The sequence below is a fragment of the Nocardiopsis mwathae genome (assembly GCF_014201195.1).
GTDB classification, from domain to species: Bacteria; Actinomycetota; Actinomycetes; order Streptosporangiales; family Streptosporangiaceae; genus Nocardiopsis_C; species Nocardiopsis_C mwathae.
The window spans coordinates 836,666-861,932 of the sequence record NZ_JACHDS010000001.1 but is presented as its reverse complement, the minus strand read 5'-3'; the positions used below and the strand labels follow the sequence as shown (position 1 = coordinate 861,932).

At 71.0% G+C, this 25,267-nt stretch carries 23 protein-coding genes; 11 read left to right on the top strand and 12 right to left on the bottom strand.

The genetic code is table 11. The features are described from left to right. Nucleotides 1–106 precede the first annotated feature (106 nt). Nucleotides 107–2,152: an alkaline phosphatase PhoX gene (locus tag HNR23_RS03280; protein ID WP_184073331.1), complete on the bottom strand. Its 2,046-nt coding sequence runs from the start codon at nucleotides 2,150–2,152 to the stop codon at nucleotides 107–109. Nucleotides 2,153–2,925: 773 nt separating this feature from the next. Here HNR23_RS03280 and HNR23_RS03275 point away from each other — a divergent pair. Continuing rightward, complete coding sequence (locus HNR23_RS03275) at nucleotides 2,926–3,426, top strand: ATP-binding protein (RefSeq protein WP_184079801.1); 501 nt, start codon at nucleotides 2,926–2,928, stop codon at nucleotides 3,424–3,426. Nucleotides 3,427–3,646: 220 nt separating this feature from the next. On the opposite strand, the gene HNR23_RS03270 is transcribed toward HNR23_RS03275, so the two are convergent. The 3 genes from HNR23_RS03270 to cmtR all read right to left on the bottom strand — a co-directional run bounded on the left by HNR23_RS03270 (nucleotide 3,647) and on the right by cmtR (nucleotide 7,982). Continuing rightward, nucleotides 3,647–3,808, bottom strand: coding sequence for a hypothetical protein (locus tag HNR23_RS03270; protein ID WP_184073330.1), 162 nt, complete (start codon nucleotides 3,806–3,808; stop codon nucleotides 3,647–3,649). Nucleotides 3,809–3,957: 149 nt separating this feature from the next. Beyond that, complete coding sequence (locus tag HNR23_RS03265) at nucleotides 3,958–7,197, bottom strand: efflux RND transporter permease subunit (RefSeq protein ID WP_184073328.1); 3,240 nt, start codon at nucleotides 7,195–7,197, stop codon at nucleotides 3,958–3,960. Nucleotides 7,198–7,634: 437 nt separating this feature from the next. Further along, nucleotides 7,635–7,982, bottom strand: coding sequence for a Cd(II)/Pb(II)-sensing metalloregulatory transcriptional regulator CmtR (cmtR, locus tag HNR23_RS03260; RefSeq protein ID WP_184073326.1), 348 nt, complete (start codon nucleotides 7,980–7,982; stop codon nucleotides 7,635–7,637). A gap of 134 nt (nucleotides 7,983–8,116) precedes the next feature. Here cmtR and HNR23_RS03255 point away from each other — a divergent pair, with 134 nt between their 5' ends. The 6 genes from HNR23_RS03255 to HNR23_RS03230 all read left to right on the top strand — a co-directional run bounded on the left by HNR23_RS03255 (nucleotide 8,117) and on the right by HNR23_RS03230 (nucleotide 14,405). Further along, a complete protein-coding gene (locus tag HNR23_RS03255) occupies nucleotides 8,117–9,034 on the top strand; it encodes a cation diffusion facilitator family transporter (protein ID WP_184073324.1) in 918 nt (305 codons plus the stop codon). A 279-nt stretch (nucleotides 9,035–9,313) separates the two neighbouring features. After that, nucleotides 9,314–10,564: a Na+/H+ antiporter NhaA gene (nhaA, locus tag HNR23_RS03250; protein WP_184073322.1), complete on the top strand. Its 1,251-nt coding sequence runs from the start codon at nucleotides 9,314–9,316 to the stop codon at nucleotides 10,562–10,564. A 103-nt stretch (nucleotides 10,565–10,667) separates the two neighbouring features. Next, nucleotides 10,668–12,089, top strand: coding sequence for a TrkH family potassium uptake protein (locus tag HNR23_RS03245; protein WP_184073320.1), 1,422 nt, complete (start codon nucleotides 10,668–10,670; stop codon nucleotides 12,087–12,089). Between the two features lie 21 nt (nucleotides 12,090–12,110). Continuing rightward, the gene (locus HNR23_RS03240) at nucleotides 12,111–12,779 is read left to right on the top strand and encodes an NAD-binding protein (protein ID WP_184073318.1); all 669 of its coding nucleotides are present in this window, start codon (nucleotides 12,111–12,113) and stop codon (nucleotides 12,777–12,779) included. Nucleotides 12,780–12,896: 117 nt separating this feature from the next. Next, nucleotides 12,897–13,928 carry a metal ABC transporter substrate-binding protein gene (locus HNR23_RS03235; protein ID WP_184073316.1) on the top strand — a complete coding sequence of 344 codons (1,032 nt, stop codon included), beginning with the start codon at nucleotides 12,897–12,899 and terminating at the stop codon, nucleotides 13,926–13,928. A 243-nt stretch (nucleotides 13,929–14,171) separates the two neighbouring features. Continuing rightward, nucleotides 14,172–14,405, top strand: a complete 234-nt coding sequence (locus HNR23_RS03230) for a DUF397 domain-containing protein (RefSeq protein WP_184073314.1) — start codon at nucleotides 14,172–14,174, stop codon at nucleotides 14,403–14,405. 137 nt (nucleotides 14,406–14,542) lie between these two features. Here HNR23_RS03230 and HNR23_RS03225 read toward each other — a convergent pair whose 3' ends face one another. From HNR23_RS03225 to HNR23_RS03215, 3 genes are all read right to left on the bottom strand, one after another. Beyond that, nucleotides 14,543–15,364, bottom strand: coding sequence for a helix-turn-helix domain-containing protein (locus HNR23_RS03225; protein WP_184079799.1), 822 nt, complete (start codon nucleotides 15,362–15,364; stop codon nucleotides 14,543–14,545). Between the two features lie 271 nt (nucleotides 15,365–15,635). After that, nucleotides 15,636–16,190 (bottom strand): ATP-binding protein, encoded by a 555-nt coding sequence (locus HNR23_RS27365; RefSeq protein WP_184073312.1) that lies wholly within the window; start codon nucleotides 16,188–16,190, stop codon nucleotides 15,636–15,638. Nucleotides 16,191–16,444: 254 nt separating this feature from the next. Then, nucleotides 16,445–17,197: a glycerophosphodiester phosphodiesterase gene (locus HNR23_RS03215; protein ID WP_343070731.1), complete on the bottom strand. Its 753-nt coding sequence runs from the start codon at nucleotides 17,195–17,197 to the stop codon at nucleotides 16,445–16,447. A gap of 429 nt (nucleotides 17,198–17,626) precedes the next feature. Here HNR23_RS03215 and HNR23_RS03210 point away from each other — a divergent pair, with 429 nt between their 5' ends. The 4 genes from HNR23_RS03210 to HNR23_RS03200 all read left to right on the top strand — a co-directional run bounded on the left by HNR23_RS03210 (nucleotide 17,627) and on the right by HNR23_RS03200 (nucleotide 21,433). Next, entirely contained in the window at nucleotides 17,627–18,130 is a 504-nt protein-coding gene (locus HNR23_RS03210) for a pyridoxamine 5'-phosphate oxidase family protein (RefSeq protein ID WP_184073308.1), read from the top strand. Nucleotides 18,131–18,267: 137 nt separating this feature from the next. After that, on the top strand, nucleotides 18,268–19,026 hold the full coding sequence (fabG, locus tag HNR23_RS03205; RefSeq protein WP_184073306.1) for a 3-oxoacyl-ACP reductase FabG: 759 nt from the start codon (nucleotides 18,268–18,270) through the stop codon (nucleotides 19,024–19,026). Between the two features lie 68 nt (nucleotides 19,027–19,094). Beyond that, the gene (locus tag HNR23_RS26505; protein ID WP_246421553.1) at nucleotides 19,095–20,300 is read left to right on the top strand and encodes an acyl-CoA dehydrogenase family protein; all 1,206 of its coding nucleotides are present in this window, start codon (nucleotides 19,095–19,097) and stop codon (nucleotides 20,298–20,300) included. Beyond that, entirely contained in the window at nucleotides 20,297–21,433 is a 1,137-nt protein-coding gene (locus HNR23_RS03200; protein ID WP_343070406.1) for an acyl-CoA dehydrogenase family protein, read from the top strand. The genes HNR23_RS26505 and HNR23_RS03200 overlap by 4 nt, the downstream gene beginning before the upstream one ends. A gap of 82 nt (nucleotides 21,434–21,515) precedes the next feature. On the opposite strand, the gene HNR23_RS03195 is transcribed toward HNR23_RS03200, so the two are convergent. The 5 genes from HNR23_RS03195 to HNR23_RS03175 all read right to left on the bottom strand — a co-directional run bounded on the left by HNR23_RS03195 (nucleotide 21,516) and on the right by HNR23_RS03175 (nucleotide 25,260). Further along, the gene (locus HNR23_RS03195) at nucleotides 21,516–21,929 is read right to left on the bottom strand and encodes a VOC family protein (RefSeq protein ID WP_184073302.1); all 414 of its coding nucleotides are present in this window, start codon (nucleotides 21,927–21,929) and stop codon (nucleotides 21,516–21,518) included. 159 nt (nucleotides 21,930–22,088) lie between these two features. After that, the gene (locus HNR23_RS03190) at nucleotides 22,089–22,688 is read right to left on the bottom strand and encodes an energy-coupling factor transporter transmembrane component T family protein (protein WP_184073300.1); all 600 of its coding nucleotides are present in this window, start codon (nucleotides 22,686–22,688) and stop codon (nucleotides 22,089–22,091) included. Beyond that, complete coding sequence (locus HNR23_RS03185) at nucleotides 22,685–23,407, bottom strand: energy-coupling factor ABC transporter ATP-binding protein (RefSeq protein WP_184073299.1); 723 nt, start codon at nucleotides 23,405–23,407, stop codon at nucleotides 22,685–22,687. Before HNR23_RS03185 ends, HNR23_RS03190 begins: the two co-directional genes overlap by 4 nt. An 18-nt stretch (nucleotides 23,408–23,425) precedes the next feature. Then, the gene (locus HNR23_RS03180; RefSeq protein WP_184073297.1) at nucleotides 23,426–24,037 is read right to left on the bottom strand and encodes a biotin transporter BioY; all 612 of its coding nucleotides are present in this window, start codon (nucleotides 24,035–24,037) and stop codon (nucleotides 23,426–23,428) included. A 137-nt stretch (nucleotides 24,038–24,174) separates the two neighbouring features. Continuing rightward, on the bottom strand, nucleotides 24,175–25,260 hold the full coding sequence (locus HNR23_RS03175; protein WP_184073295.1) for a lactonase family protein: 1,086 nt from the start codon (nucleotides 25,258–25,260) through the stop codon (nucleotides 24,175–24,177). Nucleotides 25,261–25,267 lie beyond the last annotated feature (7 nt).

The following is a 25,267-nucleotide window of genomic DNA, read 5'->3' as shown; positions in this document are numbered from 1 at the left end:
CCACCCCACCCCGGCCCCCGTCGGTCTCGGCGACGTGCACCGAAAGATCGCCGGAATCCGGTGCACGTCGCCGAGACCGACGGAGGAGGGGCGGGTGCCGCGGGTTCTAGCGGCCGACCTTCTTGCCGCGGGTGTGCCAGATCGACACGACCGACGGGCGCGGGTAGCCCCGGTGGTCGGGCCAGGTGCTCTGCGGGTTCTCCACGGTGCCGTCCTCACCCGGGTGCTGCGGCGCCATGAAGACCGTCAGGTTGTCCTCGGTGATGAACGGCCCGCAGGTCTCCGCGCCGACGGGGACGGTGGCGAACGTCCTGAGTTCGCCCCGGAAGCGCCCCTCCACCGGTACGGCGCACAGCTGGTCGTTGGTGCCCAGCGAGCCGGGCTGGCCGTCGGTGGCGATCCACAGGTTGCCGCGGTCGTCGAAGGTGACGTTGTCCGGCGCCGAGATGTGCGCGACCTTGGACTTGTCGAACCCGGCGAAATAGGTGCTCTCGTCCTCCGGGTCGCCGCAGACGATCGGCACGTTCCAGGTGAACGTCTCGGCGCCCGCGTCGTTGCGGTCTTCGACGATTTCCAGGATGTGCCCGAACTTGTTGGGGCCGCGGGGGTTGGGTTCGTCGGCCTGGCCGGGTTCGCGGGCGGAGTTGTTGGTCAGCGCCGCGTACACCTTGCCGGTGACCGGGCTCGGCTCGATGTCCTCGGGCCGGTCCATCTTGGTCGCTCCGGCGGCGTCGGCCGCCAGCCGGGTGTGGATGAGCACTTCGGCGACGGTGAACCCGTCGACGAAGCTCTCGGTGGCGCTGCACAGCGGGATCCACTCGCCGGTCCCGTCGAACTCGCCGTCGGAGGGGAGCCTCCCGGAGCCGTCGATCTCCTCGGGCGGGCTGTTGCCGGTGAGCCTGGCGACGTACAGCGTGCCGGAGTCCAGCAGCGTCATGTTGTGCCGCCGGGATCCCTTCCGGTACTTGCCGGCGGTGACGAACTTGTACATGTAGTCGAAGCGCTCGTCGTCGCCCATGTACACCGCGACCCTGCCGTCGCTCGTGACGCGGGTGGTGGCGCCCTCGTGCTTGATACGGCCGAGCATGGTGCGCTTGCGCGGTGTGGAGCCGGGGTCGGTCGGGTCGACCTCCACGACGTAGCCGAACCGGTTGGCCTCGTGCGGGTGCTTGGACAGGTCGAAGCGCTCCTCGGCACGGTCGAAGCGGCGGTTGCCCTTGCGGGTGTCGCCCTCGACCTTGATGCCGTAGCGCTTGAGCGCCGGCTTGTCCTCCTCGGCGACGCCCTCGCCGCCGACGAAGTACTGGTTGAAGTTCTCCTCGCAGGTGAGGATGGTGCCCCACGGGGTCTTGCCGCCCGCGCAGTTGTTGAGCATGCCGAAGACCTCGGTGCCGGTGGGGTCCTGGCCGGTGCGCAGCAGCTCGTGTCCGGCGGCCGGTCCGGTGAGCTCCATCCGGGTGGTGGCGGTGATACGGCGGTTGAAGCGCCGCTCGCCGGTTGCGAGCCGCCAGCCGCCGGTGCCGCCGATCCGCTCGATCTCGACGACCGACCCGCCGTGGGCGGCCATGGAGACGAGGATCTGCTCGACCTCGACGTCGGTGCCGTCGGTGTAGCCGGCGAACATCAGCTTCTCGTTGGTGTACTCATGGTTCACCCACAGCAGCCCGCGGTCGTCGTCGAGCTGGATGAAGTCGACGTAGTCGCAGTTGTACCCGAACTGCTTCTCCTGGGCCGCCGCGGTCTGGTCCTCGAAGTCGAACTCCGGGGCGTCGGGAAGCACCGCATCGCCCCACCGCACGACCACGTTGTGGTCGTAGCCCTCGGGAACGGTGACCTTGTCCTCGCTGTTGGGGGCCACGCTCTTGAAGCGCAGCCGGGGGTTGCGGCCGCCGTTCTCCGGCTCGGCGAGCGCGGGGCCGAGGCTCCCCAGTCCCAGTGCCGAGGCTCCGGCGCCGACCGCGCCCGCCCGCAGCGCGTTCCGGCGGGAGAGGACCGCGGTGAAGATGTCGCCGAAGTACGCGTTGCCACTGGTGTTGGGGGCGTCGTGGAAGCACGCGTCCCCACAGCGGAATCGACAGGTCGCCCGGGATCTCCCGCCGCCGACCTGGCCGATGAGCGGCAGCAGCGGGCGACGGGGCGCGGATTCTGGCACGGGTCCTCCTAGACACGTGTACGGGGAGAGCTCGTCCGGCCGACACCGGTGGCGGGGCCGTCGGCCGGACCGGTCACCGGACAGGCGGGGGCCACCCGGCCGTCCGGGCCGCGAAGGGTGCACGCCGTCGCGGGCCGATCCCGACATTGGCGCACAAGTCGCTCGGGGCGGTGAATCCGGAGTGAATGCGCCGACAATTCCCCGCGCATCCCCGCGCAGACGGATCACTCGCGCCCACCTCCCGATGCGGGTCGCCGAAGCGGGGCCCGCGCCTCCCGGGGGAGGCGCCCCGCGCCGATCATCACCCATCCGGCCGGTCGACCGTATTCGGCCACGCCGGGGGTGACCGTATATCGGCATTCGGCAACCGACCATATCCAGAGAGCAACGGCGCCCGATAGTCTCCTGCCGGACATACCACCCCCACCTGGCTCATCAGAAGCCAACCCGCGTATTCTGTCCGTGGACCGGATGTCGCCGCTCGCGGAATCGGTCCGCCACGCCCATCCACCGCACCGCCTTTTCGACCGCGACCCTCTTCCCCGGTCCCCTGTCGCCGGGACCGGACGAACCGGCCCGGACACGTGGAGGGGGACCGCACCGACAACATGTGATCGTGGTACGTCCCCGGCCTGACATCGCAGCGCATGCTGTGGAGCGGATACGTGACGGCTCCCGCGCGGCGGGCCGACGTCAGGCCCGACGTGCCCGACCGCCGCCACCTCCCACGGGCGGCGTCCCACCCATCCGTTCTCGAACGTCCGGCGAAATCCATGGAAGAGCGCCCCATTCCACCCGAGGCCACGGCCCCTCCCACCGCCTGCACCCCGACGCCCGCTCCGGAGGCGTCGACCGGCGCGGCCTTCCTCACTCGGCGCCGGTTCCCCGGCCTGGCCAACCAGATCAAGCACGCCCGCCGCTTCGTCGCACGGCTGCTGTACACCTGCCCGGAACTCACCACCGCCACCCTGCTCACCAGCGAGCTCGCCACCAACGCGCTGACGCACAGCGCGTCCGGCGCCGCCGGGGGCAAGTTCGAGGTCACCGTCCACCAGGCGCCGGGCTGGGCGCGGGTCGAGGTGCGTGACCTCGGCAGCGCCGAACAGCCCCGCGCGCAGCACTGCGACCCGTATGACACCAGTGAGAACGGGCGCGGCCTGGACCTGGTGGAGGCGCTGTCCGCGAAGTGGGGGACCGAGCCCCGCCGCGACGGACTGGGGCGCATGGTCTGGTTCGAGCTGGTGTGGGAGACCGACGACGCGCCGGTCCCCTGAGGTGCGCCCCGCCGCCAGCGGGCGAGCGCGGCGGGGCGGACGGTCCGACGGGGGTCCGCCGCGGGGCGGACGGAACGGGGCCTCCCGGGTGGGGACGGCCCCGCTCAGGGTGACCGGCGTCTTCGGCAGGGCGCTGCCGACGGCCGTGGTCGCGGCTGCGGCGCCGACCGTCGCTGTGGTCGTGTGACGGTGGTGCCGGGCGGGCGCCCTGGCCTTGGCACTACGGCTCCTCCTCCGGGGCCGGCTCGGCCGGCTGGGCCGGTTCCGGCAACCGGTACTTCTCGTACAGCTGCCGCGCGTAGTCCTTGGCGTCGTCGGACGGCTCCTCGCCGCCGAGTTCATCGCGCAAGAGGTCGTCGAGTTCAGGGTCCTGGCTCTGCATAAGGGCAGCTTGCCGCCTGTGCGGCCCCGACCACAAATCTCCGCTACCACGTTGCGTGTCGCGCAACGGGAAGTCTTCGCGGGGGCCAAGAAACGGAAAAAATCGGGGGCGGGCACGGGTGTCCCCCGCGCCCGCCCCGACTGCCGTGCTCAGCCCTTTCCGGTCGTGTCGGCCGACGCGGAGGCGGCCTGCTTCTCCCGCTCGGCGGCCTCGGCCCGCTGGGCGGCCAGTTCCGCCTCCAGCTTGGCCTGCCTGCGCCGGGCCCGCCGCTCCTTGCGGCCCTCGGCCATGGTGTAGAGCACCGGGACGAGGATCAGCGTGAGCAGCGTGGAGGTGACCAGACCGCCGATGACCACGATCGCCAGCGGCTGCGAGACGAACGCCCCGCCGCCGGTGATACCGAGGGCCATCGGGGTGAGCGCACCGATGGTGGCCAGCGCCGTCATCAGAATCGGGCGCAGCCGGTGCCGGGAGCCCTCGACGACCGCCTCGCGCAGCTCCATGCCGTCGGTGCGGTACTGGTTGATCAGGTCGATGAGCACGATCGCGTTGGTGACCACGACACCGATCAGCATCAGCAGCCCGATCAGCGAGGGCAGCCCCATCGGGGTACCGGTGAGCACCAGCAGGCCCAGGGAGCCGGTCGCCGCGAACGGGATCGACACCAGCAGGATGACCGGCTGGATCAGGCTCTTGAAGGTCGCGACCATGATCAGGAAGACGATCACGATGGCGGCCAGCATGGCGATGCCCAGCTGGGCGAACGCCTCCGCCTGGTCGGCGCTGACACCGCCGATGGTGGCGGTGGCGCCGTCGGGCAGGTCCAGGTCGTTCACGGCCGTGGTGAGCTCCTGGGTGACCTTGCCGAGGTCGTCCGCGGTCGGCGAGGCGGAGATGGTCGCGCTGCGCACGCCGTCGGCTCGGGACAGCTCCGGCGCCTGCTTGACCTCCTCGACCTTGGCCACATCGGCCAGTTCGACCGTGCCTCCGGTGGGCGTGGCGACCTCCAGCTTCTCCAGGTCGCCGACGCTGTCGGGCGCCTTCTCGACGCGCACGACCATGTCGCGCTGCACGTCGTCGATGGTGGCGGTGCCGACCTTGGCGCCCCGGAAGGCATCCGAGACGGCCTGGCCCACCTGACCCTCGGTCAGGCCCTTGTCGGCGGCCTTCTCCCCGTCGACGTGCACCTCCAGCGCGGGCTGGGCGGCGGCGATGCTGTTCTCCACGTCGGCGGCGCCGGGGATGTCGCGGACGGCGTCGGTGACCATTCCCGCGGCCTTCTCCAGGGTCTCGGTGTCCTCGGCCTTGACCTGGACCTCCAGCGCCGATCCGGAGCCGTTGCCGTCGGCGAGCACGACGTCGGAGTCGGTGTCGACCTCGGACAGCGCGGTGCGCAGCTTCTCCTTGTAGTCGGCCTGGTCGCCGTCCGGATCGGTGGTGATGGTGTACTGCGTGCTCCCGGCGCCGCCGCCCATCATCGGGCCGAAGGCGCCACCGCCGCCGACCGACACCTGGTAGGACTCCACGTACGACAGGCCCTTGAGCTTCGCCTCGACCTTTTCCGCCTCCTTGTCGGCGGCGGACAGCGAGGTGCCCTCCGGCAGCTGCTGGGTGGCGTTGTAGGTGTTCTGGCCGTCGTCGCCGAGGAAGTCGGTCTTCAGCAGCGGGCTGAAGGCCAGGCCCAGCGTGCCCACGAGGATGAGCAGCGAGGCGGCCAGGGTGAGGATGCGGTGCCGGGTCGACCAGCGGATGACCGGCAGGTAGGCGCGCTGCAGCGGGGAGCGCAGCTCACGCCGGTGCTCCTCGGCCTTGATGCGCTCCAGGTCCTCCGGAGGCACGGTGCGCGGCTTCATGAACCAGTAGGCGAGCACCGGGACGATCGTGAGCGACACCAGCAGCGACGCGGCGAGCGCGATGCTGACGGTGACGGCGAACGGCCGGAACAGCTCGCCGACCATGCCGCCGACGAAGCCGATGGGCAGGAACACGGCGATGGTGGTGAGGGTCGAGGAGGTGATGGCGGTGGCGACCTCGCGCACGCCGCTGAACACCGCGGTGCTCTTCTCCTCCCCGTAGCCGATGTGCCGCTTGATGTTCTCCAGCACCACGATGGAGTCGTCGACGACGCGGCCGATGGACACCGTCAGCGCGCCCAGCGTGAGGATGTTCAGGGAGAAGCCGAACACCTGCATGCCGATCATCGCGATGAGCAGCGAGACCGGGATGGACACCGCCGACACCAGGGTGGAGCGGACCGAAAGCAGGAACGCCAGGATGATCACGATCGCGAAGGCCAGGCCGAGCATGCCCTCCTCGGCCATCGCCACGATCGAATCGTTGATGTAGGGCGCCTGGTCCCACACGACGCTGATGTCGGCGTCGGAACCGAGCAGGGGCTTGAGGTCGTCGAGCTTGGCCTTGACGGCGTCGGAGATCTCGACGGTGTTGCCCTCGGGCGTCTTGGTGATCATGACGCCGAGGCTGGGCTTGCCGTCGGTGCGGGTGATGCTCGTGGCGTCGTCGGGCACGAGCTCGACGTCGGCGACGTCCTTGAGCCGTACCGGCTCGGGCTGCGCCGCGGCGGCGCCCGCCGCTCCGGCGGCAGCGGGTGCCGCGGCCGATGCCGAGGCGGCCGCGCCGCCGCTTCCCGGCATCAGCCAGATGTTCTCGACGTCCTTCAGGGACTCCAGCTTGCCGCCGGTGGTGACGGTCAGCGTCCGGTCACCCTCGGTGATGTTGCCGCCGGGTGTGAGCAGGCCGCTGGTCTGCAGGGCGCCGGTGAGGTCGGTGGCCGACAGTCCGGCGCCGGCGAGCTCGTCCTCGTCCGGCGTGATGGTGACCGAGGACTCGCGCACACCGGTGACGGTGGCGGCGCGCACTCCCTTGATCGACTCCAGCTCGGGGACGACCTGCTCCTTGAGCGGTTCGGCGAGCGCCTGCTCGTCGCCGTCGCCCGCACCGGCCGCCAGCATCACGACGGGGAAGTCGTCGAAGCTGAACGAGCGGACGGCGGGGTCGACACCGTCCGGCAGCATCGGCTTGGCCTGGTCGACGGCCTGCTGGGTGGCGCGGATGACGTCCTGGGTCTCGTCGCCGTAGTCGAACTCGGCGACGACCTGGGCGGAGCCGTTGCTGGAGGTCGAGGTGTACTTGGTGATGCCGCTGACGCCCTTGACGGCCTGTTCCAGCGGGGTGGCGACCTCGTTCTCCACCACCTGCGGCGAGGCGCCCTCGTACTGGGCGCTGACGACGACCATGGGCAGTTCCATGGACGGCATCAGCTCGCGCTTGGTGGACACCGTGGCGATCGCCCCGAACACCATCGCCGAGAGCGTGATGAGCAGGATGAGCGCCCGGTTGCCGAGGGAAAGCTTCGCTAGGCGGTTCATGAGCGACCCCCGATCATCAGCCGCGCGACGACCGGGTGCGGGGTCGGCGCGCGCTCGCCGGAACGGCGCGGGGACTTCGGTGACATGGGTGCAGACGCTCCTCGAAGGGTTCTCGCATGGCGTACGGCATCGCTGCGACGAGCGATGGAAAGTGGGTGGGTCCCCGCGGCCGTCGACGGTGATCGACCGAAAGGGGACATGCCGGGCACGCGAGTCACACGTTACTTCGCGTCGGCGGGCCGCAACATGACGCAAAGCACGACATCAGGCACATCTCAGGGATTTGTCAGTGGAGGCTCAGGGGTTCCCCCTGGCGTACCCCTGAGGGCGCGGGTCGTCCACAGGCGCGGGGCGGGGCTTGCGGGGCCCCGGCGCCCGCGGACAGCCTGGAGAAGCGAGGAGTCGGGTGGAGAGTGGAGCGGGTCGAGCCGTCGGCCTCAGCCGACCTTGACGGGGACCTCCTCGCCCGGGGGCACGTGTTCTTCCGCGACGCCCCAGACGACGTCGAGTAGGTCGTTGAGCGCGTGCGCGAGCGAGGCGTCGACGAGTTCGTAGCTCACCTGACGGCCCCGGGCGGTGGTCGACACCAGCCCGCATTCCCGCAGGCAGGCGAGGTGGTTGGAGACGTTCTGCCGGGTAAGACCCAGGTGCTCGGCGAGCTGTGCGGGGTATCCGGGTCCGTCCAGCAGGGCCAGGAGGAGTCGGCAGCGGGTGGGATCGGCGAGGGCGCGGCCCAGGCGCTGGATCGCGGCGAGTCGCTGCTCAGGGGTCAACATGAAAACCATTTTACAGCACTTGCTGTATTGACAGTCGAGGCTGTATAAACAGTTTCGAGTGAATCGTTCCTTATGGCCGCGCCGCCCGGATTGCGCTGGCGCGGCCCCCCAGGCATGAGACCCAGGCATAAGGAGAGTTCCGCATGGGCCACGGGCACGGGCACGGCCACGGGCAGATGACGGCCGGCGCCGCCAACCGCGGACGGCTGGCCATCGTGCTGGCGATGATGATGACCGTCGCCGTCATCCAGGTCATCGGCGCGATCGCGACCGGAAGCCTGGCACTGCTCGCCGATGCCGGGCACACCGTCGCCGACTCCTTCGGCGTCGCGCTCGCGCTCGTGGCGGTGTGGATCGCCGCACGGCCGCCGTCGCTGAAGCGCACCTTCGGCTTCCAACGAGCCGAAGTCCTGGCCGCCGCCATCAACGCCCTGGTGCTGATGGGCCTGTGCGCGTTCATCATCATCGAGGCCATCGACCGGCTGGCCAACCCCCGCCCCGTGGCCGGACTCGGCGTCATGGCTGTCGCGGCGTTCGGCCTGGTCATGAACATCATCGCACTGTTCATGCTGCGGTCGGGGCAGAAGGAGAGCCTGAACGTCCGCGGCGCCTACCTGGAGGTCATGGGCGACGCCATGGCGTCGGTCGGGGTCCTCGCCGCGGGCGCCATCATCTGGTTCACCGGGTGGGAGCGCACCGACTCGATCGTGTCGCTGCTGATCGCCATGGTCATCATCCCCCGCGCGTGGAACCTGATGCGGGAGGCCGTGCACGTCCTGCTTGAGGCCACACCGCGCGACATGGACCTCAACGAGGTCCGCGAACACCTGCTGCGCCAGCCCGGTGTGATCGACGTCCACGACCTGCACGCCTGGACCATCACCTCCGGTATCCCGGTGATGTCGGCCCACGTCGTGGTCGAGGAGGACCGGCTCGCCGACTCCGGGCGGATCCTCGACGACCTCCACCGGTGCCTGTCCGGCCACTTCGATGTGGAGCACTCGACCCTCCAGTTGGAACCCGAGGGCCACTTCGAGCACGAGGGGGCGCGCCACGCCTGAGCGCCGGTGGGTCGGCGCGGTGCCCGCGCCGACCCACCGAGACGGATCAGGCGGTACGGATCGGGAGGTACGGATCAGGCCCGACGGACCCGGCGGGAGCGGCACATCCCGGCACGAACAGCCAGCAGGTCGACATACCGCACGGTCGGGTGGCATAGTCTTGGTTCGGGCTCGTTCGAGCCTGCGACGTGGCCCCCCTTCACTTCTCGCCGGTGCGCCGCAGCGTGTCGGCACGTCGGCCGGGACGCCCGGCCCTGACCGCTGCCTGGGGGAACGCGCATGACCGAGCGCCGCCGATTCGTCGATCTGCTTCGATCCGATGTCGTCAGCGGCTTCCTGCTCATCGCGGGAGCGGTCATCGCCCTCATCCTGGCCAACACCGGCCTGCACGATGCCTACGAGGCCGTCCGCGCCTTCACCTTCGGCCCGAAGTCCCTGCACCTGGACCTGTCGGTCGAGCAGTGGGCCTCCGACGGGCTGCTGGCCGTCTTCTTCTTCGTCGTCGGCAACGAGCTCAAGCGCGAGTTCGTCCACGGCGAACTGCGCAATCCCCGGCGTGCGATGCTGCCCATCGTCGCGGCCGTCTGCGGCATGGTGGTCCCCGCGCTGATCTACGCGGCCATCAACTTCCGCGAGGGACCGGCCCTGCAGGGCTGGGGCATACCGATGGCCACGGACATCGCCTTCGCCGTCGCGATCCTCGCCGTGGTCGGCCGCTACCTGCCGCCGGCACTGCGCACCTTCCTGCTGACGCTGGCGATCGTCGACGACCTCGGCGCCATCATCGTCATCGCCGTCTTCTACACCGCCGGCATCGCCTACGTTCCGCTGGCCGGCGCGATCGCCCTGCTGGCCGTCTTCGGCTACCTGCAGAAGGGCCGAGGCCTGGCCCTGGCGCTGGACCGATCGCCCATCCCGAACTGGGTGGTCTACGTCCCCCTCGCGATCGCGATCTGGGCGCTCGTCCACGCCAGCGGTGTCCACGCCACCATCGCCGGGGTCGCCATGGGCATGCTCATGCGGACCACCCCGCTGCCGCACGAGTCGTCCTCGCCCAGCGAGCGCATGGAACACCTCATCCGCCCCTGGTCCTCCAGCCTGGTCCTGCCCGTCTTCGCGCTGATGTCGGCCGGGGTGGACTTCACCGGCCTGGGCACGATGTTCGCCGACTCCGCCGCGCTGGGCGTCATCTGCGGCCTGGTCGTGGGCAAGCTCGTGGGGATCTCCGGCGGCGCCTGGGTCACCACCAAGCTCACCAGCGCCGAGCTCAACCCGTCGCTGAGCTGGATCGACATCGTCGGCATGTCGCACCTCGCCGGGATCGGGTTCACGGTGTCGCTGCTGATCAGCGAGCTGTCGTTCCCCGCCGACCCGCAGATGCTCAGCGACGCCAAGGCCGGTGTGCTCTTCGCCTCGCTCACCGCCACCGTGCTGGCCTCGGTCGTGCTCTCGGTGCGCAACGCGCACTACCGCAAGCTCGGCCCCCAGCCGGTGGCCGAGCCGCAGCCCGGGAGTCACACCACCGCGTGACACGCCGCACCACCCCCACCGGCGCGCCGCAGTGCCGCCGAATGCGCCCACTCGTGGGAGCATCGCCATTGATCACCGTCGACGACCACATAGCGGACGAACCATGCGAATGAGCCTCCGGGACACTCTCAGCCGCCTGCTCCGGCGGCTGCGTCCACGGCTCCGCCGGGAGGACCCGGCCCAGGACATCCCCCGGGCCTCCGTCTGGGGGCGTCCGGCCCAGGTCTTCGTGACGCTGTTCATCATCGTCGACCTCACCGGTGCCGGGCTGCTCCTGTTACCCGTCTCGCACGCCGACGGCGAGGGGCTGACCGTCGTCGAGGCGCTGTTCACCGCCACCTCGGCACTGGCGGTCTGCGGGCTCGCCGTCATCGGCATCGGGTCGGAGCTCTCCGTCTTCGGCCAGCTCGTGGTCCTGGGACTGGTCCAGATCGGCGGTATCGGCATCATGGTGCTGGCCTCGGTGCTGGGTGCCGTGGTGATCCGCCGGTTCGGGCTGCGCATGCAGCTCAGCGCACAGGCCGAGACCCGCAGCCTCGCCGTCGGCGACGTGCGCGGCGTAGTCACCCGGATCGCCGCCGCCAGCTTCATCATCGAGGGCATCGTCGCGATGATCCTCATCCCGCGGATGTGGGCCACCCAGGAGCTTTCCGTGGCCGGGGCGGTGTACCACGGCGTCTTCCACGCGGTGTCGGCCTTCAACAACGCCGGCCTGTCGCTGTACGACGACAGCCTCACCCGCTTCTCCGGTGACCCGGTCATCCTGCTCCCGATCGCCCTGGCGACCGTGCTGGGCGGGATCGGCTTCCCCGTCCTGCTGGAGCTGCGGCGCCACTTCCGCACCCCGCGCAGCTGGACGCTGCACGCCAAGCTCACCGTCACCACCACGGTGCTGCTGATCGCCGCCGGCGCCGTCACCGTGATCATCCTGGAGTGGACCAACCCCGCGACTCTGGGCCCCCTGAACTGGCAGGCCAAGCTCATCGACGGCACTTTCCACGGGATCATGCCGCGCAGCGGCGGGTTCAACGTCACCGACGTGGGCGCGATGGACCAGTCGACGCTGCTGGCCATCATCATGCTGATGTTCGTGGGCGGCGGCAGCGCCGGAACGGCCGGCGGCATCAAGGTCGCCACACTGGCGGTGCTCTTCCTGGTGGTCTGGACGGAGATCCGCGGCCACGCCCAGGTCCATGTCTTCGGCCGCCGTATCTCCGCCCGGGCGATCCGCGAGGCGCTGAGCCTGACCTTCCTGTCGATGACCGTGGTGGTCGTCTCCACCGTCGTTCTGCTCGTGACCACGCCGTACGATCTCACCGCCATCCTGTTCGAGGTAGTGTCCGCATCCGGGGTGGTCGGCCTGTCCACCGGAATCACCCCCGACCTGCATCCGGCGGCGCAGTCGCTGCTGATCGTGCTGATGATCGCCGGCCGGATCGGACCCGTCACGTTCGCCTCGGCGCTGGCCCTGCGCGAGCGGACCCGCCGTTTCGACCTGGCCGAATCGCGACCGATCATCGGTTGAGAAGACCCTGAGGAGTAAGCAGTGCAGCGGAGCAAGACCAATGACAAGCGGGTGCTCGTCATCGGGCTGGGCCGGTTCGGCAGTTCGCTGGCCCTGGAACTGGTCGCGCACGGCTGGGAGGTCCTCGGCATGGACTCCAGCCCACGGCTGGTGCAGGCCTATGCCGACGCGCTGACCCACACGGTGGTCGCCGACGCGACCGACGACGAGGCGCTGCGCCAGATCGGCGCACAGGAGTTCACCCGGGCCGTGGTCGCGATCGGCACCCACCTGGAGGAGAGCATCCTGGCCACCTCGCTCCTGGTCGACATGGGGGTGCCGCACATCTGGGCCAAGGCGGTCAGCCGCCGGCACGGCCGGATCCTGCAGCAGATCGGCGCCCACCACGTGGTGCTGCCCGAGCACGACATGGGTGAGCGCGTGGCGCACCTCGTGTCGGGCCGGATGCTGGACTTCGTGGAGCTGGAGGAGGACTTCGCGCTCGGCAAGACCCGCGCGCCGCGCGAGCTGATCGGGCGCAAGCTGGGCGAGTCGGGCATCCGCGCGAAGCACGGCATCACCGTGGTCTGCATCAAGCGGCACGGCGAGCAGTTCACCTACGCGACCGCCGAGACCGTGCCGCAGAAGGGCGATGTCATCGTCGTCGCGGGCAAGACCGACGACGTGGAGCGGTTCGCCGAGATCAGCTGAACCCACCGCGCACCCGCCGGATCGCCGGACGGCGACCCGGCCACCTGGACATACGTGAGATGTCCGTTACGTCCGGATAAATTGACAATCATTTTCATTTTCCTCATGATGAGGGACATGCGATCTGGAAGAGTGGCCGCGCTCATCGCGGCGGGTGTGGCGGTCGGTGCGGCCGCCTCCGGATGCGGCACCGCGTCCGACGAGGGAAGCGACGGCAAGCTCACTGTCGTCACCGGCATCTACCCCCTGGAGTGGCTGGCCGTCCAGGTCGGCGGCGACCACGTCGAGGTCACCAACCTGACCGAGCCCGGCGCCGAGCCGCACGACCTGGAGCTGAGCCCGCCCCAGATCCGCACGATCCACAACGCCGACGTCAACTTCTTCATCACGGGCCTCCAGCCGGCCGTGGACGACGCCATCGCCAAGGAGGGCGGCGAGCGCGCGCTGGACGTCGCCGACCTGGTCGACCTGCTCCCCTTCGACGAGGCGGCGCACGACCACGACGCGACCGACCACGACCACGACGCGACCGACGACGGCCACGACCACGGCCATGACCACGCGCACGAGGACGAGGGCGACGACCACGGCCACGACGAGGGGGCGGGCGACGGCCACGACCACGGCGACGAGGACCCGCACATGTGGCAGGACCCCGAGCTGATGGCCGAGGCCGCCACCGGCCTGGCCGAGCGGCTGGCCGAGGCCGACCCCGACCACGCCGACGACTACACCGCCAACGCCGAGCGGGTCGGCACCGAGCTGGACGCCATCGACGACGAGTTCTCCTCGGGCCTGAAGGAGTGCAAGAGCCGCGAGCTGCTGACCAACCACAGCGCCTTCGGCTACCTCGCGCACCGCTACGACCTGAACCAGGTCGGCATCAGCGGGCTCGACCCCGAGTCCGAGCCGTCCCCGGCCCGCATCGCGGAGGTCGCCCGCCTGGTCAAGGACAAGGAGATCACCACGGTCTTCACCGAGACCCTGGCCAGCCCGGTGGTCGCCGAGACGATCGCCGACGAGACCGGCGCGAAGACGGCGGTGCTCGACCCCGTCGAGGGCATCACCGATGAGTCGCCCGGAACCGACTACCCCTCGGTCATGCGCGCCAACCTGGCGGCCATCCAGGAGGGGCTCGGCTGCTCCTGAGCCCCCTCGGCCACTCGGCCGCTCCCCGGCCCCGCCGCATCCGCGGCGGGGCCTCTTTCGTGCAATCCCATCTGCGCAATTGCCGCCACTTGCATCATGCCTACAAACCGCGAAAGAGCCCGCCACAGCGGGTGCACGTTCGCTATCATGTTCAAAGTACGGTGCTAATGCACGTGCATAATCCAATGCATCCGCAGGCATCACGTCTACCGCACACATGAAGAGCGAAGGAGCTTTACCCCCGTGACTGCTTACAACGGCATCAAGGCGTCCGAACTCCAGAACATCTCCTGGCAGAAGAGCCAGCGCAGCAACTCGCGCGGCTCGTGCGTGGAGATGGCCCGGCTGGCCGACGGTCGGATCGCGATGCGCAACTCCAACTTCCCCGAGGGCCCTGCCCTGGTCTACACGCAGCCCGAGATCGACGCGCTGATCCTGGGCGCCAAGGACGGGGACTTCGACAACTTCCTGAGCTGAGGACCTGCGGAGTCGCAGCGGGTCGGGTGATCGCGCCGAACCGGTCACGGCGCGAGGGAGGGGCTTCTCCCCATGAGTCGGGGGTGGGCCCCTCCCGCCATTGGCGCGTTCGCGTGTACGACCGGTCGGGAGCACGCTCAGAGGTCGCTGAGCATCTCCTTGAGGATGTCGGGCGTCTGGGAGGGCTGCTCGGCGATGACACTCAACCGCTCCATCGCCATGGTGTAGGCGTCGATCTCACTGCGCCGGTCAAGGCAGATCGAGCCGGTGAGCTGTTCGAGGTAGACGATGTCGGACAGCTCGAAGTCGGGGTAGCGCAGGATCGTGAAGGTCCCTGCCTCGGCTGCGAGGGCACCCGCTGCGAACGGCACGACCTGCAACGTGATGTTGGGGTGGTCGCACGCCTTGAGCAGGTGTTCGAGCTGTCTTCGCATGAGGTCCACGGGACCGATCGGGCGGCGCAGCGCGGCCTCGTCCAGGATCGCCCACAGGCGCACGTCCGTGCTGTCGTAGACGTGCCGCTGCCGCCGCAAACGCACCTCGACGCGGTGTTCGACCTCGATGGTGGGCGTCAGCACCCCCGACGAGATCACGGAGCGGGCGTATTCCTCGGTCTGCAGGAGGCCGTGGACGAACTGCGACTCATAGGCCCGGATCCGGCTGGCCGCCTCCTCCAAGCCGACGTAGACCTGGAACCAGTTGGGCAGGGACTCGCCGTACTCCTGCCACCACCCCGGCTTCTTGGTGTCCCGGGCCAGGTCGGTCAGGGTACGGATGACGTGCTTGTCGGTGACGCCGTACAGCTTGAGCAGGTCCTCGACGTCGCGCTCCTTGAAGCCGACGCGTCCCAGCTCCATCCGGCTGATCTTGGACTCCGAGCCCCGGATGTGGTGCCCGGCGGCCGCACGCGTGATATCGCGCGCCTCCCGGTACTTCCGCAGTTCCGATCCGAGCAGCATGCGCCGCACCGTCGGTCCGCTGCCCTTCTTCAGGCGAGCGATGTCCGCGGCCGCCGTCTTCCTACCCGTCGGCGCCAAGCCAGGCCCTTCCCTTTCCGCCGGGGCCGTCAACCCGCGGCTGTGAATCCCCTGCGCATCGTCGTTACACGATATCGCTGACGACCACGCGCCTCTGAACGATCCGGCGGTGGCACAGGTGTCAGGTTATATGTGGGACGCGGCGGACGCTTGTTCGGGGGACACGGGTCGGGGCCGCACTCGGGAACCCGTTTCAGGCGAACAGCGCCCAGACGTACTTTCCACTCGGGAAGGTGGGCAAGACGCCCCAGCGCCGGGCGAACGACGCCACGAGGTGCAGCCCGCGGCCGCTCTCCCGCATGAACTCGGGCTCGCGCCGGGCCGGCAGCCGGTCGGCCTCGTCCCGGACCGCGCAGATGAGCTCGCCTCCCCAGCGCACCATGCCGAGTTGGACGTCCGCGGCGCAGCCGACGGCCGCCTGGACGGGCGAGCAGCGGCACCCGTGCCGCAGCGCGTTGGTGATGAGCTCCGACACCACGAGCTGGACGTCGCCGGTCAGGCCCGCCATCCCCCACTCGCGCAGTACCCCCCCGCAGATCTCGCGCCCGATGGCCGGGGCCCCCGTCTGTGCCACCAGACTCCAGCACAGAACGTCGAGGCCGCCGCGGTCGGAGCGGCCGTCGACCCGTCCACGTACGCCGTTCCGCAGGATCGGCACCCACCACGGTCCGTTCGGGTCGCCGAACTCCGACGTGGCGTCACCGTCGGCGGTCCTCCCCAGCGATTCCTGGGCTGGCTGTCCGGTCACCGCGGTCCCCTTGCACTCGTCTCGATCGCCACCAGTACCGACCTGTGGGGAATGACCGGCACTCCTGAAGGACTGCGCATGCGCAAGGCCCAGATGCACGTGCATCCTCCTCTTGCACGAATCCTAGGACAAGCGCGCCGAGGTCGCCGGAAAAGCTGAGAGTTCGTTCAGGAGACTTGCCGCCCGCAGGCGCCCCGAAACACCCGACACCGCCCCGACCTGCGGATCCTGCGATGAATACGTCCCCGCGACGATCAGGCCGCCAGCGTCCGGTACCCGGCCACACGGTCGGGATAATCGGTGATGATCCCGTCGACACCGTCACGGATCATCCGCCGGATCTCATGGTCATTGTTGACGGTCCACCCGAAAAGGGTCAGGCCCTGGGCGTGCGCGCGGCGCACGTACGGCGCGGTGACCCGCAGGTGGTGGGGGTTGACCTGGCGCGCGTAGCGCGCGATCCGGCGCAGGCCGAATCGCCCGTACGTCTTGCCCAGAACCGCGGCGTGCAGCCCGGGGACGGCCTCGGCGACCCGGCGCAGGGTGACCCGGTCGAAGCTCTGCAGGATCAACCGCCCCTCGCTGCCGGCCGCGCGCCAGTACCGCTCGGCGCGCAGGAAGTCGGCGAGGTCCCGGCACATCTCGGAATCGCGACGGTGCACCTTCAGCTCGACCAGCGCACCCAGGCCGTCGGCGCGCAGCAGGTCGAGCGCCTCGGCCAGCGTGGGGACCCGCTCTCCGGCGAAGCGCTCGCCGAACCAGGAGCCGGCGTCCAGGCGGCGGATCTCGGCGAGCGTGAAGTCGGAGACCCGCCAGGACCGGCGCTCGGGGAACAGCTCGGCGACGTCGGTGGTGCGGCGCAGATCCAGGTCGTGGATGACGACGAAGTGGCCGTCGGCGGTCCGGCGCACGTCGATTTCGGCCATGTCGGCATGGTGGATGCGTGCCAGCCGAAGAGCGGGCAGCGTGTTCTCGGGCGCGTAGGCGGAGGCACCGCGGTGCGCCACGATGATCACGGGCCGGCGAGGTGGAACGGCCCGCGCGCGAGTAGCGCGCCCCTCGACGCGCACCAGGCCCCTCGAACCGCTCAAGCCCGACATGACCACGGCCTTTCTCGGTCTGATCCGGCGGAACCGCTCCGCCCATCCTCACCGGTCCCGGCCACCGGCGGGTGGCGAGCGGGTGAGCACTCTGTGGAGATCATCGAACCGCTGCCGCCCGCTGGTTCCCCGTACCCGTCCGGCCCGCAGGCTGCTCTCGTGGCGTAACGATACCCGCGCGAACGCCGAATTCTCGTCACTGCGGGTAGTGGCCAGCCCGCCCCACCGCCCGGTGTGGTGCCTTCACCACCGCGGCGGGCCCACCGCATGCCCCCTGGCCCGAACCCGCCTCGAATGGGATCCTGGGGACATCATCGGATGGCCTGGGGAGTCACGATGACCGAGCCACGCGCAGGGCGCCCGTTCATGCCCGGATACGGAATCCAGGGGCCGGACGAAGGCGGTGGCCTGCTGCCCTGGTCATGGGCCGAGGAGCGGCTGCGCGAGTCCCACGACTACTGGGTGTGCAGCGTGTGGCCGGACGGCCGCCCGCACACCATGCCGGTGTGGGCGGTCTGGGACGCCCAGGAGCTGTGGTTCCGCAGCGGCCGACGCTCCCGCAAAGTCCGCAACCTGCGCCTCGACCCGCGGATCTCCGTCTCCACCTGCGACGCCCGCCGCCCGGTCGTGCTGGAGGGGCGCGCGGGGTTCGTCACCGAAGAGGGCGTGCTCGACTACCTCACCGAACTGTTCCACGCCAAGTACCGGACGCGCCGCGGCGCGGACTTCCCGGACCCTGCCGTCTGCTCGACCGTCCGGGTGCGGCCGCACCGGGTGTTCGCGCTCGACGTCGACGACTTCGACGGCTCACCCACCCGCTGGCGGTTCGACACCGACTGATGCCCTCCCGGACCCCGGCGAGGACCCCACATACCACCTGGTCGGTATGGGGTGGATAGGATCGGCCGCAGTGTGCCCTGGACCACGCCGCCCACGGCCGTGGGCTCCGCACCGGACCACTCATCGGAGGTAGAAGCATGTCAGAAGCAGCGCGCGTCGCGATCGTGACCGGTGCCGCCCGCGGTATCGGAGCGGCCACCGCCCGCCGACTGGCCGCCGACGGCCGCTCCGTCGCCGTCCTCGACCTCAAGGAATCCGACGCGCAGCGGACCGCCGACGAGATCACCGCCGATGGCGGCACCGCCATCGCCGTCGGCGCCGACGTCGGCGACGCCGACCAGGTGGCGACCGCGGTCGGCCAGGTCGCCGAACGGCTCGGCCCGCCCGCGATCCTCGTCAACAACGCCGGCGTCCTCCGCGACAATCTGCTGTTCAAGATGTCCGAGGACGACTGGGACACCGTCATGAACGTGCACCTGCGCGGCGCGTTCCTGATGTCCCGGGCCGCTCAGCAGCACATGGTGGCGCAGAACTGGGGGCGCATCGTCAACCTCTCCAGCAGCTCCGCGCAGGGCAACCGGGGCCAGGCCAACTACTCCACCGCCAAGGCCGGGCTGCAGGGCTTCACCAAGACACTCGCCATCGAGCTCGGGAAGTTCGGAGTGACCTGCAACGCCGTGGCTCCCGGCTTCATCGTCACCGACATGACCAAGGCCACCGCCGCGCGCGTCGGCATGGACTACGACGACTTCAAGAAGGCCGCGGCCGAAAGCATCCCGGTCCGCCGTGTCGGCGTGCCCGAGGACATCGCCAACACCATCTCCTTCCTCACCGCCGAGTCCGCCGGATACGTCTCCGGCCAGGTCATCTACGTCGCCGGTGGCCCCCTGGACTGACCCGTCCCCGCCCGGCCCGCCGCCCCGTCCCCTCACCGCCCCACCTCTCCCGTCCACCGGAGGTTGACATGACAACGGCCCCCGCGGGGGCGACGATCGACGCGGCCGGGCTCCGGCAGCGCGTCGCGGACGTCGTCGCCGCGCATGACCCCGCCACCACCGATCCCGCCGAACTCCTCGCCGCCCGCTTCGACGCGGGGCTGGCGTGGGTGCACTTCCCCGAGGGCGAGGGCGGGCTGGGCGCCCCGCGCGCCCTCCAGAGCGTCGTCGACGCGGAGTTCGAGCGCCTGGGCGCCACCCCCGCCGGGCGCGAGAAGCTCATCATCGGCCTGGGCATGGCCGCGCCGACCATCCTCGCGTTCGGCACCCCCGAGCAGCGCCGCCGCTACCTCAAGCCGCTGTATGTGGGTGAGGAGGTGTGGTGCCAGCTGTTCAGCGAGCCGGGTGCCGGGTCCGACCTCGCGGCGCTGGGCACCCGCGCGGTGCGCGACGGCGAGGAGTGGGTCGTCGACGGGCAGAAGGTGTGGACCTCCCTCGCGCACCGCGCCCGCTGGGCGATCCTGGTCACCCGCACCGACCCCGACGTGCCCAAGCACCAGGGGATGACCTACTTCATCTGCGACATGCGCGCGCCGGGCGTGGAAGTGCGCCCGCTGCGCCAGCTCACCGGCGAGGCGGAGTTCAACGAGGTCTACCTGACCGACGTCCGCATCCCCGACTCCCAGCGGCTGGGGGCGGTCGGCGAGGGATGGCGGGTCGCCCAGACCACGCTGATGAACGAACGGGTCTCCATCGGCGGTACGGCCGAGCCCCGGGAGGGCGGGCTCATCGGCATCGCCGCCGGCATCTGGCGGTCGCGCCCCGAGGCGCGCACCCCCGGCCTGCACGACGCCCTCATGCGGCTGTGGGTGGAGGCCGAGGCGGCGCGGCTGACCAAGGAGCGGCTGCGCCAGCAGCTCGCCATCGGCCAGCCCGGACCGGAGGGGTCCGCGGCGAAGCTCGCCTTCGCCCGGCTCAACCAGGAGATCGCCGGGTTGGAGGTGGAGCTGCTGGGCGCCGAGGGGCTCACCTACGACGACTGGACGCTGCGCCGCCCCGAGCGCGTCGGCATGGAGGCGCGCGGTGCGGGCTACCGCTACCTGCGCAGCAGGGGCAACTCGATCGAGGGCGGGACGTCGGAGATCCTGCGCAACATCATCGCCGAGCGGGTCCTGGGCCTGCCGGGGGACATCCGGGTGGACAAGGACGTCGCGTGGAAGGACCTGCCGAAGTGAGCACGAGCGAAGCCGACCTGCTCTACAGCGAGGTCGAGGAGGAGCTGCGGGCGAGCGTCCGCGCGCTGCTGGCCGACAAGTGCGCCCCCGCGGGCGTCCTCGCCCGGGTCGACGGCGAGGCCGGACCCCTCACCGACACCGCCCTGTGGCAGGACCTGTGCGGGCTCGGGGTCGCCGGACTGCCCGTCCCCGAGGCGCTGGGCGGTGCGGGCGCCGGGTGGAGGGAGGCCGCCGTGGTCGCCGAGGAACTGGGCCGGGCCGTGGCCCCGGTTCCGTTCCTGGGTAGCGCGGTGCTGTCCACGGCGGCGCTGCTGGCGGTCGGCGACTCCCCCACCGCCGCCGCGACGCTCGGCCGGATGGCCTCGGGCGAGGCCACCGTCGCGCTCGCCGTCCCGCTGTCGGCCCCGCCCGGCGCGGCGTTCCCGGACACGGTCCGCGCGGCCGCCGACGGTCTATCGGGGACGGTCACCAAGGTCGCCGACGCGACGACCGCCGACGCCCTGCTGGTCCCGGCGGTCGGCACGGACGGCCCCGGCCTGTACCTGGCGGACGCGTCCGAGGCGGTGCGGACCCCGCTGGTCACGCTCGACCTGACCCGTCCCCTCGTCGACGTCGGACTGGATCGGACACCGGCGCGCCCGGTGGTGACGGGCCGGGCTGCCGAGCACGCCCTGCGCACGGCGCTGCGAACCGGCGCCGCCCTGCTGTCCGCCGAGCAGCTGGGCGTGGCGGAGTGGGCACTGGGGACGACGGTCGACTACCTGAAGACGCGCACGCAGTTCGGCCGCCCGGTGGGGTCCTTCCAGGCGCCCAAGCACCGGTTGGCCGATCTGTGGGTGTCGGTCTCGCAGGCGAGGGCCGTGGTACGGAACGCCGCGAGCACGGCGGGGGCCGGGGCGGACGACACCGAGGCCGAGATGGCCGCGGCACTGGCCCAGGCGTTCGTGTCGGGTGTGGCGGTGACCGCCGCGGAGGAGGCGGTGCAGCTGCACGGCGGCATCGGCTTCACCTGGGAGCACCCGGCCCACCTCTATCTCAAGCGGGCCAAGAGCGACGCCATCGCCCTGGGCACAGCCGACCGGCACCGGTCGGCTCTGGCCGGAATGGTCGACCTGCCCGCAGGCGCGGAGTAGCCGGAGCACCGAACCGGGAGCGGCGGGTGGTCATGTCGACCGGGCCACCCGCCGCTCCGAGGTTCCAGGGGCCGGCCCGTGCTCAGCCCGTGATGCGCGGGCTCTCCTGCACCACCCATTTGTTGCCGTCGGGGTCGGTGAAGAAGACGAAGCGGTTCCACTCCTCCGCCGGCCCGTCGAGGAGTTCTCCGGTGTCCGTGTCGTAGTGCTGTACCGGGCTGACCTCGACGCCGCGGGAGACCAGCTCGGCGCGCGCGGCCTCGATGTCGCCCACGCACAGCTGGAGGCCGTCCAGCGTCCCGGGGTTCATCTCGGTCATCCCGTCGCCGATCACGATCGAACACCCCGAACCGGGCGGCGTCAGCTGGACCATGCGGTAGGCGTCACCCAACCGCTCGTCGGCGTCGCATGCGAAGCCGACGTCCTCGGTGTAGAAGCGCTTGGCCCGGTCGACATCGGTGACGGGAACCGGGATCACTTCGAGCTTCCATTCCATGGCCTATCCTTCCGTCCGCCTCCCGGCCCGCCGGAAGCGTTCGTCGGGGACCACCGGGGAGTCGGTCCATGACACCACCGGCGTGTGACACTTCGAGCCTCACGCCCTGGACGCCGGACGCGTGGCAGCGACACGCGGGCCGAGGAGACCGCATGAGCGTCATTCGATCCCGCGGGCGGCCATGGCCTCGCCGGTCGCCTCGGCGGAGCGGATCAGGCCGACGATCACCGGGACCACCATGAGGTGGGGGCGGCCGCGCAGCCCGCGGGCCCGGTAGGCCTCGCGGGAGGCCCGCATGGCGGCCTCGACCATGGGGATGGAGCGGATGGTGAGCGCGAGGACCAGGGCGACCCGGTCCGGGCGGACTCCGGCGTGGCGCAGGGGGTGCGCCAGGCGCTCGAAGAGGGCGAGCATCTCACTGACCCGCGTCGTGAGGGTGACCAGCGCGGCGAGCAGCACCGCGGCGGCGAGCTGGGCGCAGACGCGGGCCGCGGTCGGCCAGTCGCCGAGTAGCCCCTGGAAGGCGGCGATGACCACCAGGAACGGCAGCACTGGGCGGAGCATGCGCCACACGTAGCGCGGGGACAGCCCGCACAGCGGGTAGGCCGACGCCGCCGCGGCCGCCGCCCCGGCGGCCACCCACACGTTCCCGGCGGCGATGACCACCGTCACCACCGCCATCAGCACGAGCAGCTTCGCCCCGGCCGGGAGCCGGTACAGCGGCGAGTCGCCGGGGACGTAGAGTCCGATGGCGTTCATCGGCCGGGCTCCAGGGCTGTCGGCTCGCCCCGCCCGTCGGCCCTGCGCGCCATGAGCCCGGTGTAGAAGTCGACCGCCGCACCCGGCGCGCCGTCGAAGACGATCCGGCCGTCGTCCATCACCAGGACGCGGTCGAAGCCGGTGAGTGAGTCCAGGTGGTGGGTGAGCAGGATGACCTGCTGCGGGAGACCGCGCAGGGTCTGCTCGATGACCTTGACGTTGTGCAGGTCCAGCAGTGTGGTGGGCTCGTCGCAGACCAGGATCTCCGGCTCGGTGACCAGGACCGAGGCCAGCGCCAGCATCTGCTTCTGGCCGCCGGAGAGCAGGTGGGCGGGGTGGTCGCGGTGGTCGGCCAGACCGTGGCGGCGCAGGACGGCCCCGACCCGGGCGTCGATCTCGGCCGCGGAGAGCCCGCTGCCCCGCAGACCGATGGCCACGTCCTCGGCGACCGTCGGCATGAGGATCTGGGTGGTGGCGTCCGAGAAGACGAACCCCACCCGCCGCCGGATCTCCCGGGCGTGCTTCCGGGTGTCGCGCCCGTCGACGAGGACCCGTCCGGAGTCCGGAACGACGAGCCCGTTCAGGGTCCGGGCCAGGGTGGACTTGCCCGATCCGTTGGCGCCGATCAGCCCGATGCGCCGCTCGGTGAGCCGCACGGAGACATCGCGGAGGACCACGCGCCCGTCGTAGGCGTGGGTCACGTTCTCCAGCTGCGGCATGCTCGGGCTCCCTGCGGGTCAGGCGGCCTCGGGTGAGCTCGCCGGCACCTTCGTTCCTGCCGGCGGGATGGGGTAGGCGCGGTAGACGGCGGTGGCGATCGCGGCGGCGAGCGCGGCCTTCACCAGGTCGCCCGGGAGGAAGACGTAGGCGGCCAGCGCCGTGGCGATCATGTCGTCGCCGAGGACGACCGCGCTCCATGGCACCCCGATGAGGTAGACGACACCGATGCCGCCGAGGATGTTGATGCCGAACCCCGCCCAGAAGCGGTAGCGGGGCACCATCCGCTGCGCGAGCAGGCCGATGACCAGTGCGCCCAGGACCCAGGCGAGCAGGTAGCCGCCGGTGGGGCCGATGAACGGCGCCAGGCCGCCGCGGCCGCCCGGCAGCAGCGGAAGCCCGGCCAGGGTGAGGGCCAGGAAAGTGAGGACGGCCAGCGTGCCGCGCTTGGCGCCGAGCAGGCTCGGGGCGAGCATCACGCCGAGCGTCTGCAGGGTGATGGGCACCGGCCCGACGGGGATGGCGAACGGCATGCTCAGCACGGCGAGGAGCGCGGCGAACATGCCGATGAGGGCGATGTCCCGGGCGGTGAGGCCGCGGTACCGCGCGCGTGGGGCGGGGGCGTCGGGCATGGCTGTTCCTGTCCTGGTCATGGTCGGGTCACGGGTCCCAGAACGCGGGGCGTCCGTAGTCGATTGTCACCTATGACCGCTTCAGGGCAGGTTGTCGGGGTGCGCCGGGGTTCCCGCCGGGATCTTGTAGATCCCGGTCATACCGGCAGGACGCACACGGGGTCGGGCAGCTCCAGGCGGTGGCCGGTGGCCTGCGGAATCCCGGTGGCGGGGTCGAGGCGCAGCACGGTCAGGTCGCCGGAGCCCTGGTTGGCGACCACCAGGAAGGCGCCGTCGACGAGAGCGAAGTGCCGGGGCCGGGCACCGCCGGTCGCCACCTCGGCGATCGGGCGCAGGTCCGCCCCGTCCGGCCCCACCTCGAAGGCGGCGATGGTGTCGGCGCCCCGGTTGGCGACGTAGAGGCGGGTGGCGTCGGGGGACAGCGCGAGTTCGGCCGGGTGGTTGGGCCCGGCCGCGGCGTCAGGCGTCGTGGTGGCGGGGACCGCGACCAGGGGGACGGCGGTGGCAGCGGCACCGTCCCAGCGGAGCACGTGGACGCGGGAGTCCAGTTCGCCGCTGATGTACAGGTGCCCGGTGGGGTGGGCGGCGAGGTGGCGCGGGCCGGTGCCCGCGGGCAGACGGGCGGCGACCGGTGTCCCACCCCCTGGCCCGACGATGCGCGAGTCGGTCGGTGCGGCGTCCAGCGGGTGGCGGCGCAGCTCGTCGGTGCCGAGATCGCAGACGAACAGGTGCCGACCGCCCGGGGCGACGGACACGTGGTGGGCGTGCGGCCCGGCCTGGCGCGCGGCGTCGGGGCCGCCGCCGGTGTGGGTCAGCAGTGCGCAGGCGACCCGCGGCGCACCGTTCTCGGCGATGGGGTGCACGGCGACGCCGCCGTCGGCGTAGTTCGCCACGATCACGTGGCGCCCCGCCGGGTGCACGGCGAGGTGGCATGGGGACGATCCGCCGGTCGGCACCGTACCCAGCTCCCGCAGTGCCCCGTCGGCGCCCACGGCGAAACCGGTGAGGCCGCCCTCGGCGCGTTCGTTGACGGCGTACAGGAGGTGGCCGCCGGGATGCCGGGCGAGGAACGACGGCCCGTCGGTGCGCGCCGCGACCCCGCCGCCGGTCAGCGCCCCGGTCGCCGGATCCAGCCACACCAGGTGGATCCCCTCACCCGCGCCGCCCGGATCGGAGCCCGGAGTGTAGGTCCCGATCCACAGGGCCCGCCGTTCCGCCGACATGTGTCCT

What these genes read in the sequence shown, in the direction of transcription:
- HNR23_RS03275 (WP_184079801.1), top strand. Translation starts at nt 2,926, where the DNA reads ATGGAAGAGCGCCCCATTCCACCCGAGGCCACGGCCCCTCCCACCGCC.
- HNR23_RS03270 (WP_184073330.1), bottom strand. Translation starts at nt 3,808, where the DNA reads ATGCAGAGCCAGGACCCTGAACTCGACGACCTCTTGCGCGATGAACTC.
- HNR23_RS03265 (WP_184073328.1), bottom strand. Translation starts at nt 7,197, where the DNA reads ATGAACCGCCTAGCGAAGCTTTCCCTCGGCAACCGGGCGCTCATCCTG.
- cmtR (WP_184073326.1), bottom strand. Translation starts at nt 7,982, where the DNA reads ATGGTTTTCATGTTGACCCCTGAGCAGCGACTCGCCGCGATCCAGCGC.
- HNR23_RS03255 (WP_184073324.1), top strand. Translation starts at nt 8,117, where the DNA reads ATGGGCCACGGGCACGGGCACGGCCACGGGCAGATGACGGCCGGCGCC.
- nhaA (WP_184073322.1), top strand. Translation starts at nt 9,314, where the DNA reads ATGACCGAGCGCCGCCGATTCGTCGATCTGCTTCGATCCGATGTCGTC.
- HNR23_RS03245 (WP_184073320.1), top strand. Translation starts at nt 10,668, where the DNA reads ATGCGAATGAGCCTCCGGGACACTCTCAGCCGCCTGCTCCGGCGGCTG.
- HNR23_RS03235 (WP_184073316.1), top strand. Translation starts at nt 12,897, where the DNA reads ATGCGATCTGGAAGAGTGGCCGCGCTCATCGCGGCGGGTGTGGCGGTC.
- HNR23_RS03225 (WP_184079799.1), bottom strand. Translation starts at nt 15,364, where the DNA reads ATGCTGCTCGGATCGGAACTGCGGAAGTACCGGGAGGCGCGCGATATC.
- HNR23_RS03210 (WP_184073308.1), top strand. Translation starts at nt 17,627, where the DNA reads ATGACCGAGCCACGCGCAGGGCGCCCGTTCATGCCCGGATACGGAATC.
- fabG (WP_184073306.1), top strand. Translation starts at nt 18,268, where the DNA reads ATGTCAGAAGCAGCGCGCGTCGCGATCGTGACCGGTGCCGCCCGCGGT.
- HNR23_RS26505 (WP_246421553.1), top strand. Translation starts at nt 19,095, where the DNA reads ATGACAACGGCCCCCGCGGGGGCGACGATCGACGCGGCCGGGCTCCGG.
- HNR23_RS03195 (WP_184073302.1), bottom strand. Translation starts at nt 21,929, where the DNA reads ATGGAATGGAAGCTCGAAGTGATCCCGGTTCCCGTCACCGATGTCGAC.
- HNR23_RS03190 (WP_184073300.1), bottom strand. Translation starts at nt 22,688, where the DNA reads ATGAACGCCATCGGACTCTACGTCCCCGGCGACTCGCCGCTGTACCGG.
- HNR23_RS03185 (WP_184073299.1), bottom strand. Translation starts at nt 23,407, where the DNA reads ATGCCGCAGCTGGAGAACGTGACCCACGCCTACGACGGGCGCGTGGTC.
- HNR23_RS03180 (WP_184073297.1), bottom strand. Translation starts at nt 24,037, where the DNA reads ATGCCCGACGCCCCCGCCCCACGCGCGCGGTACCGCGGCCTCACCGCC.
- HNR23_RS03175 (WP_184073295.1), bottom strand. Translation starts at nt 25,260, where the DNA reads ATGTCGGCGGAACGGCGGGCCCTGTGGATCGGGACCTACACTCCGGGC.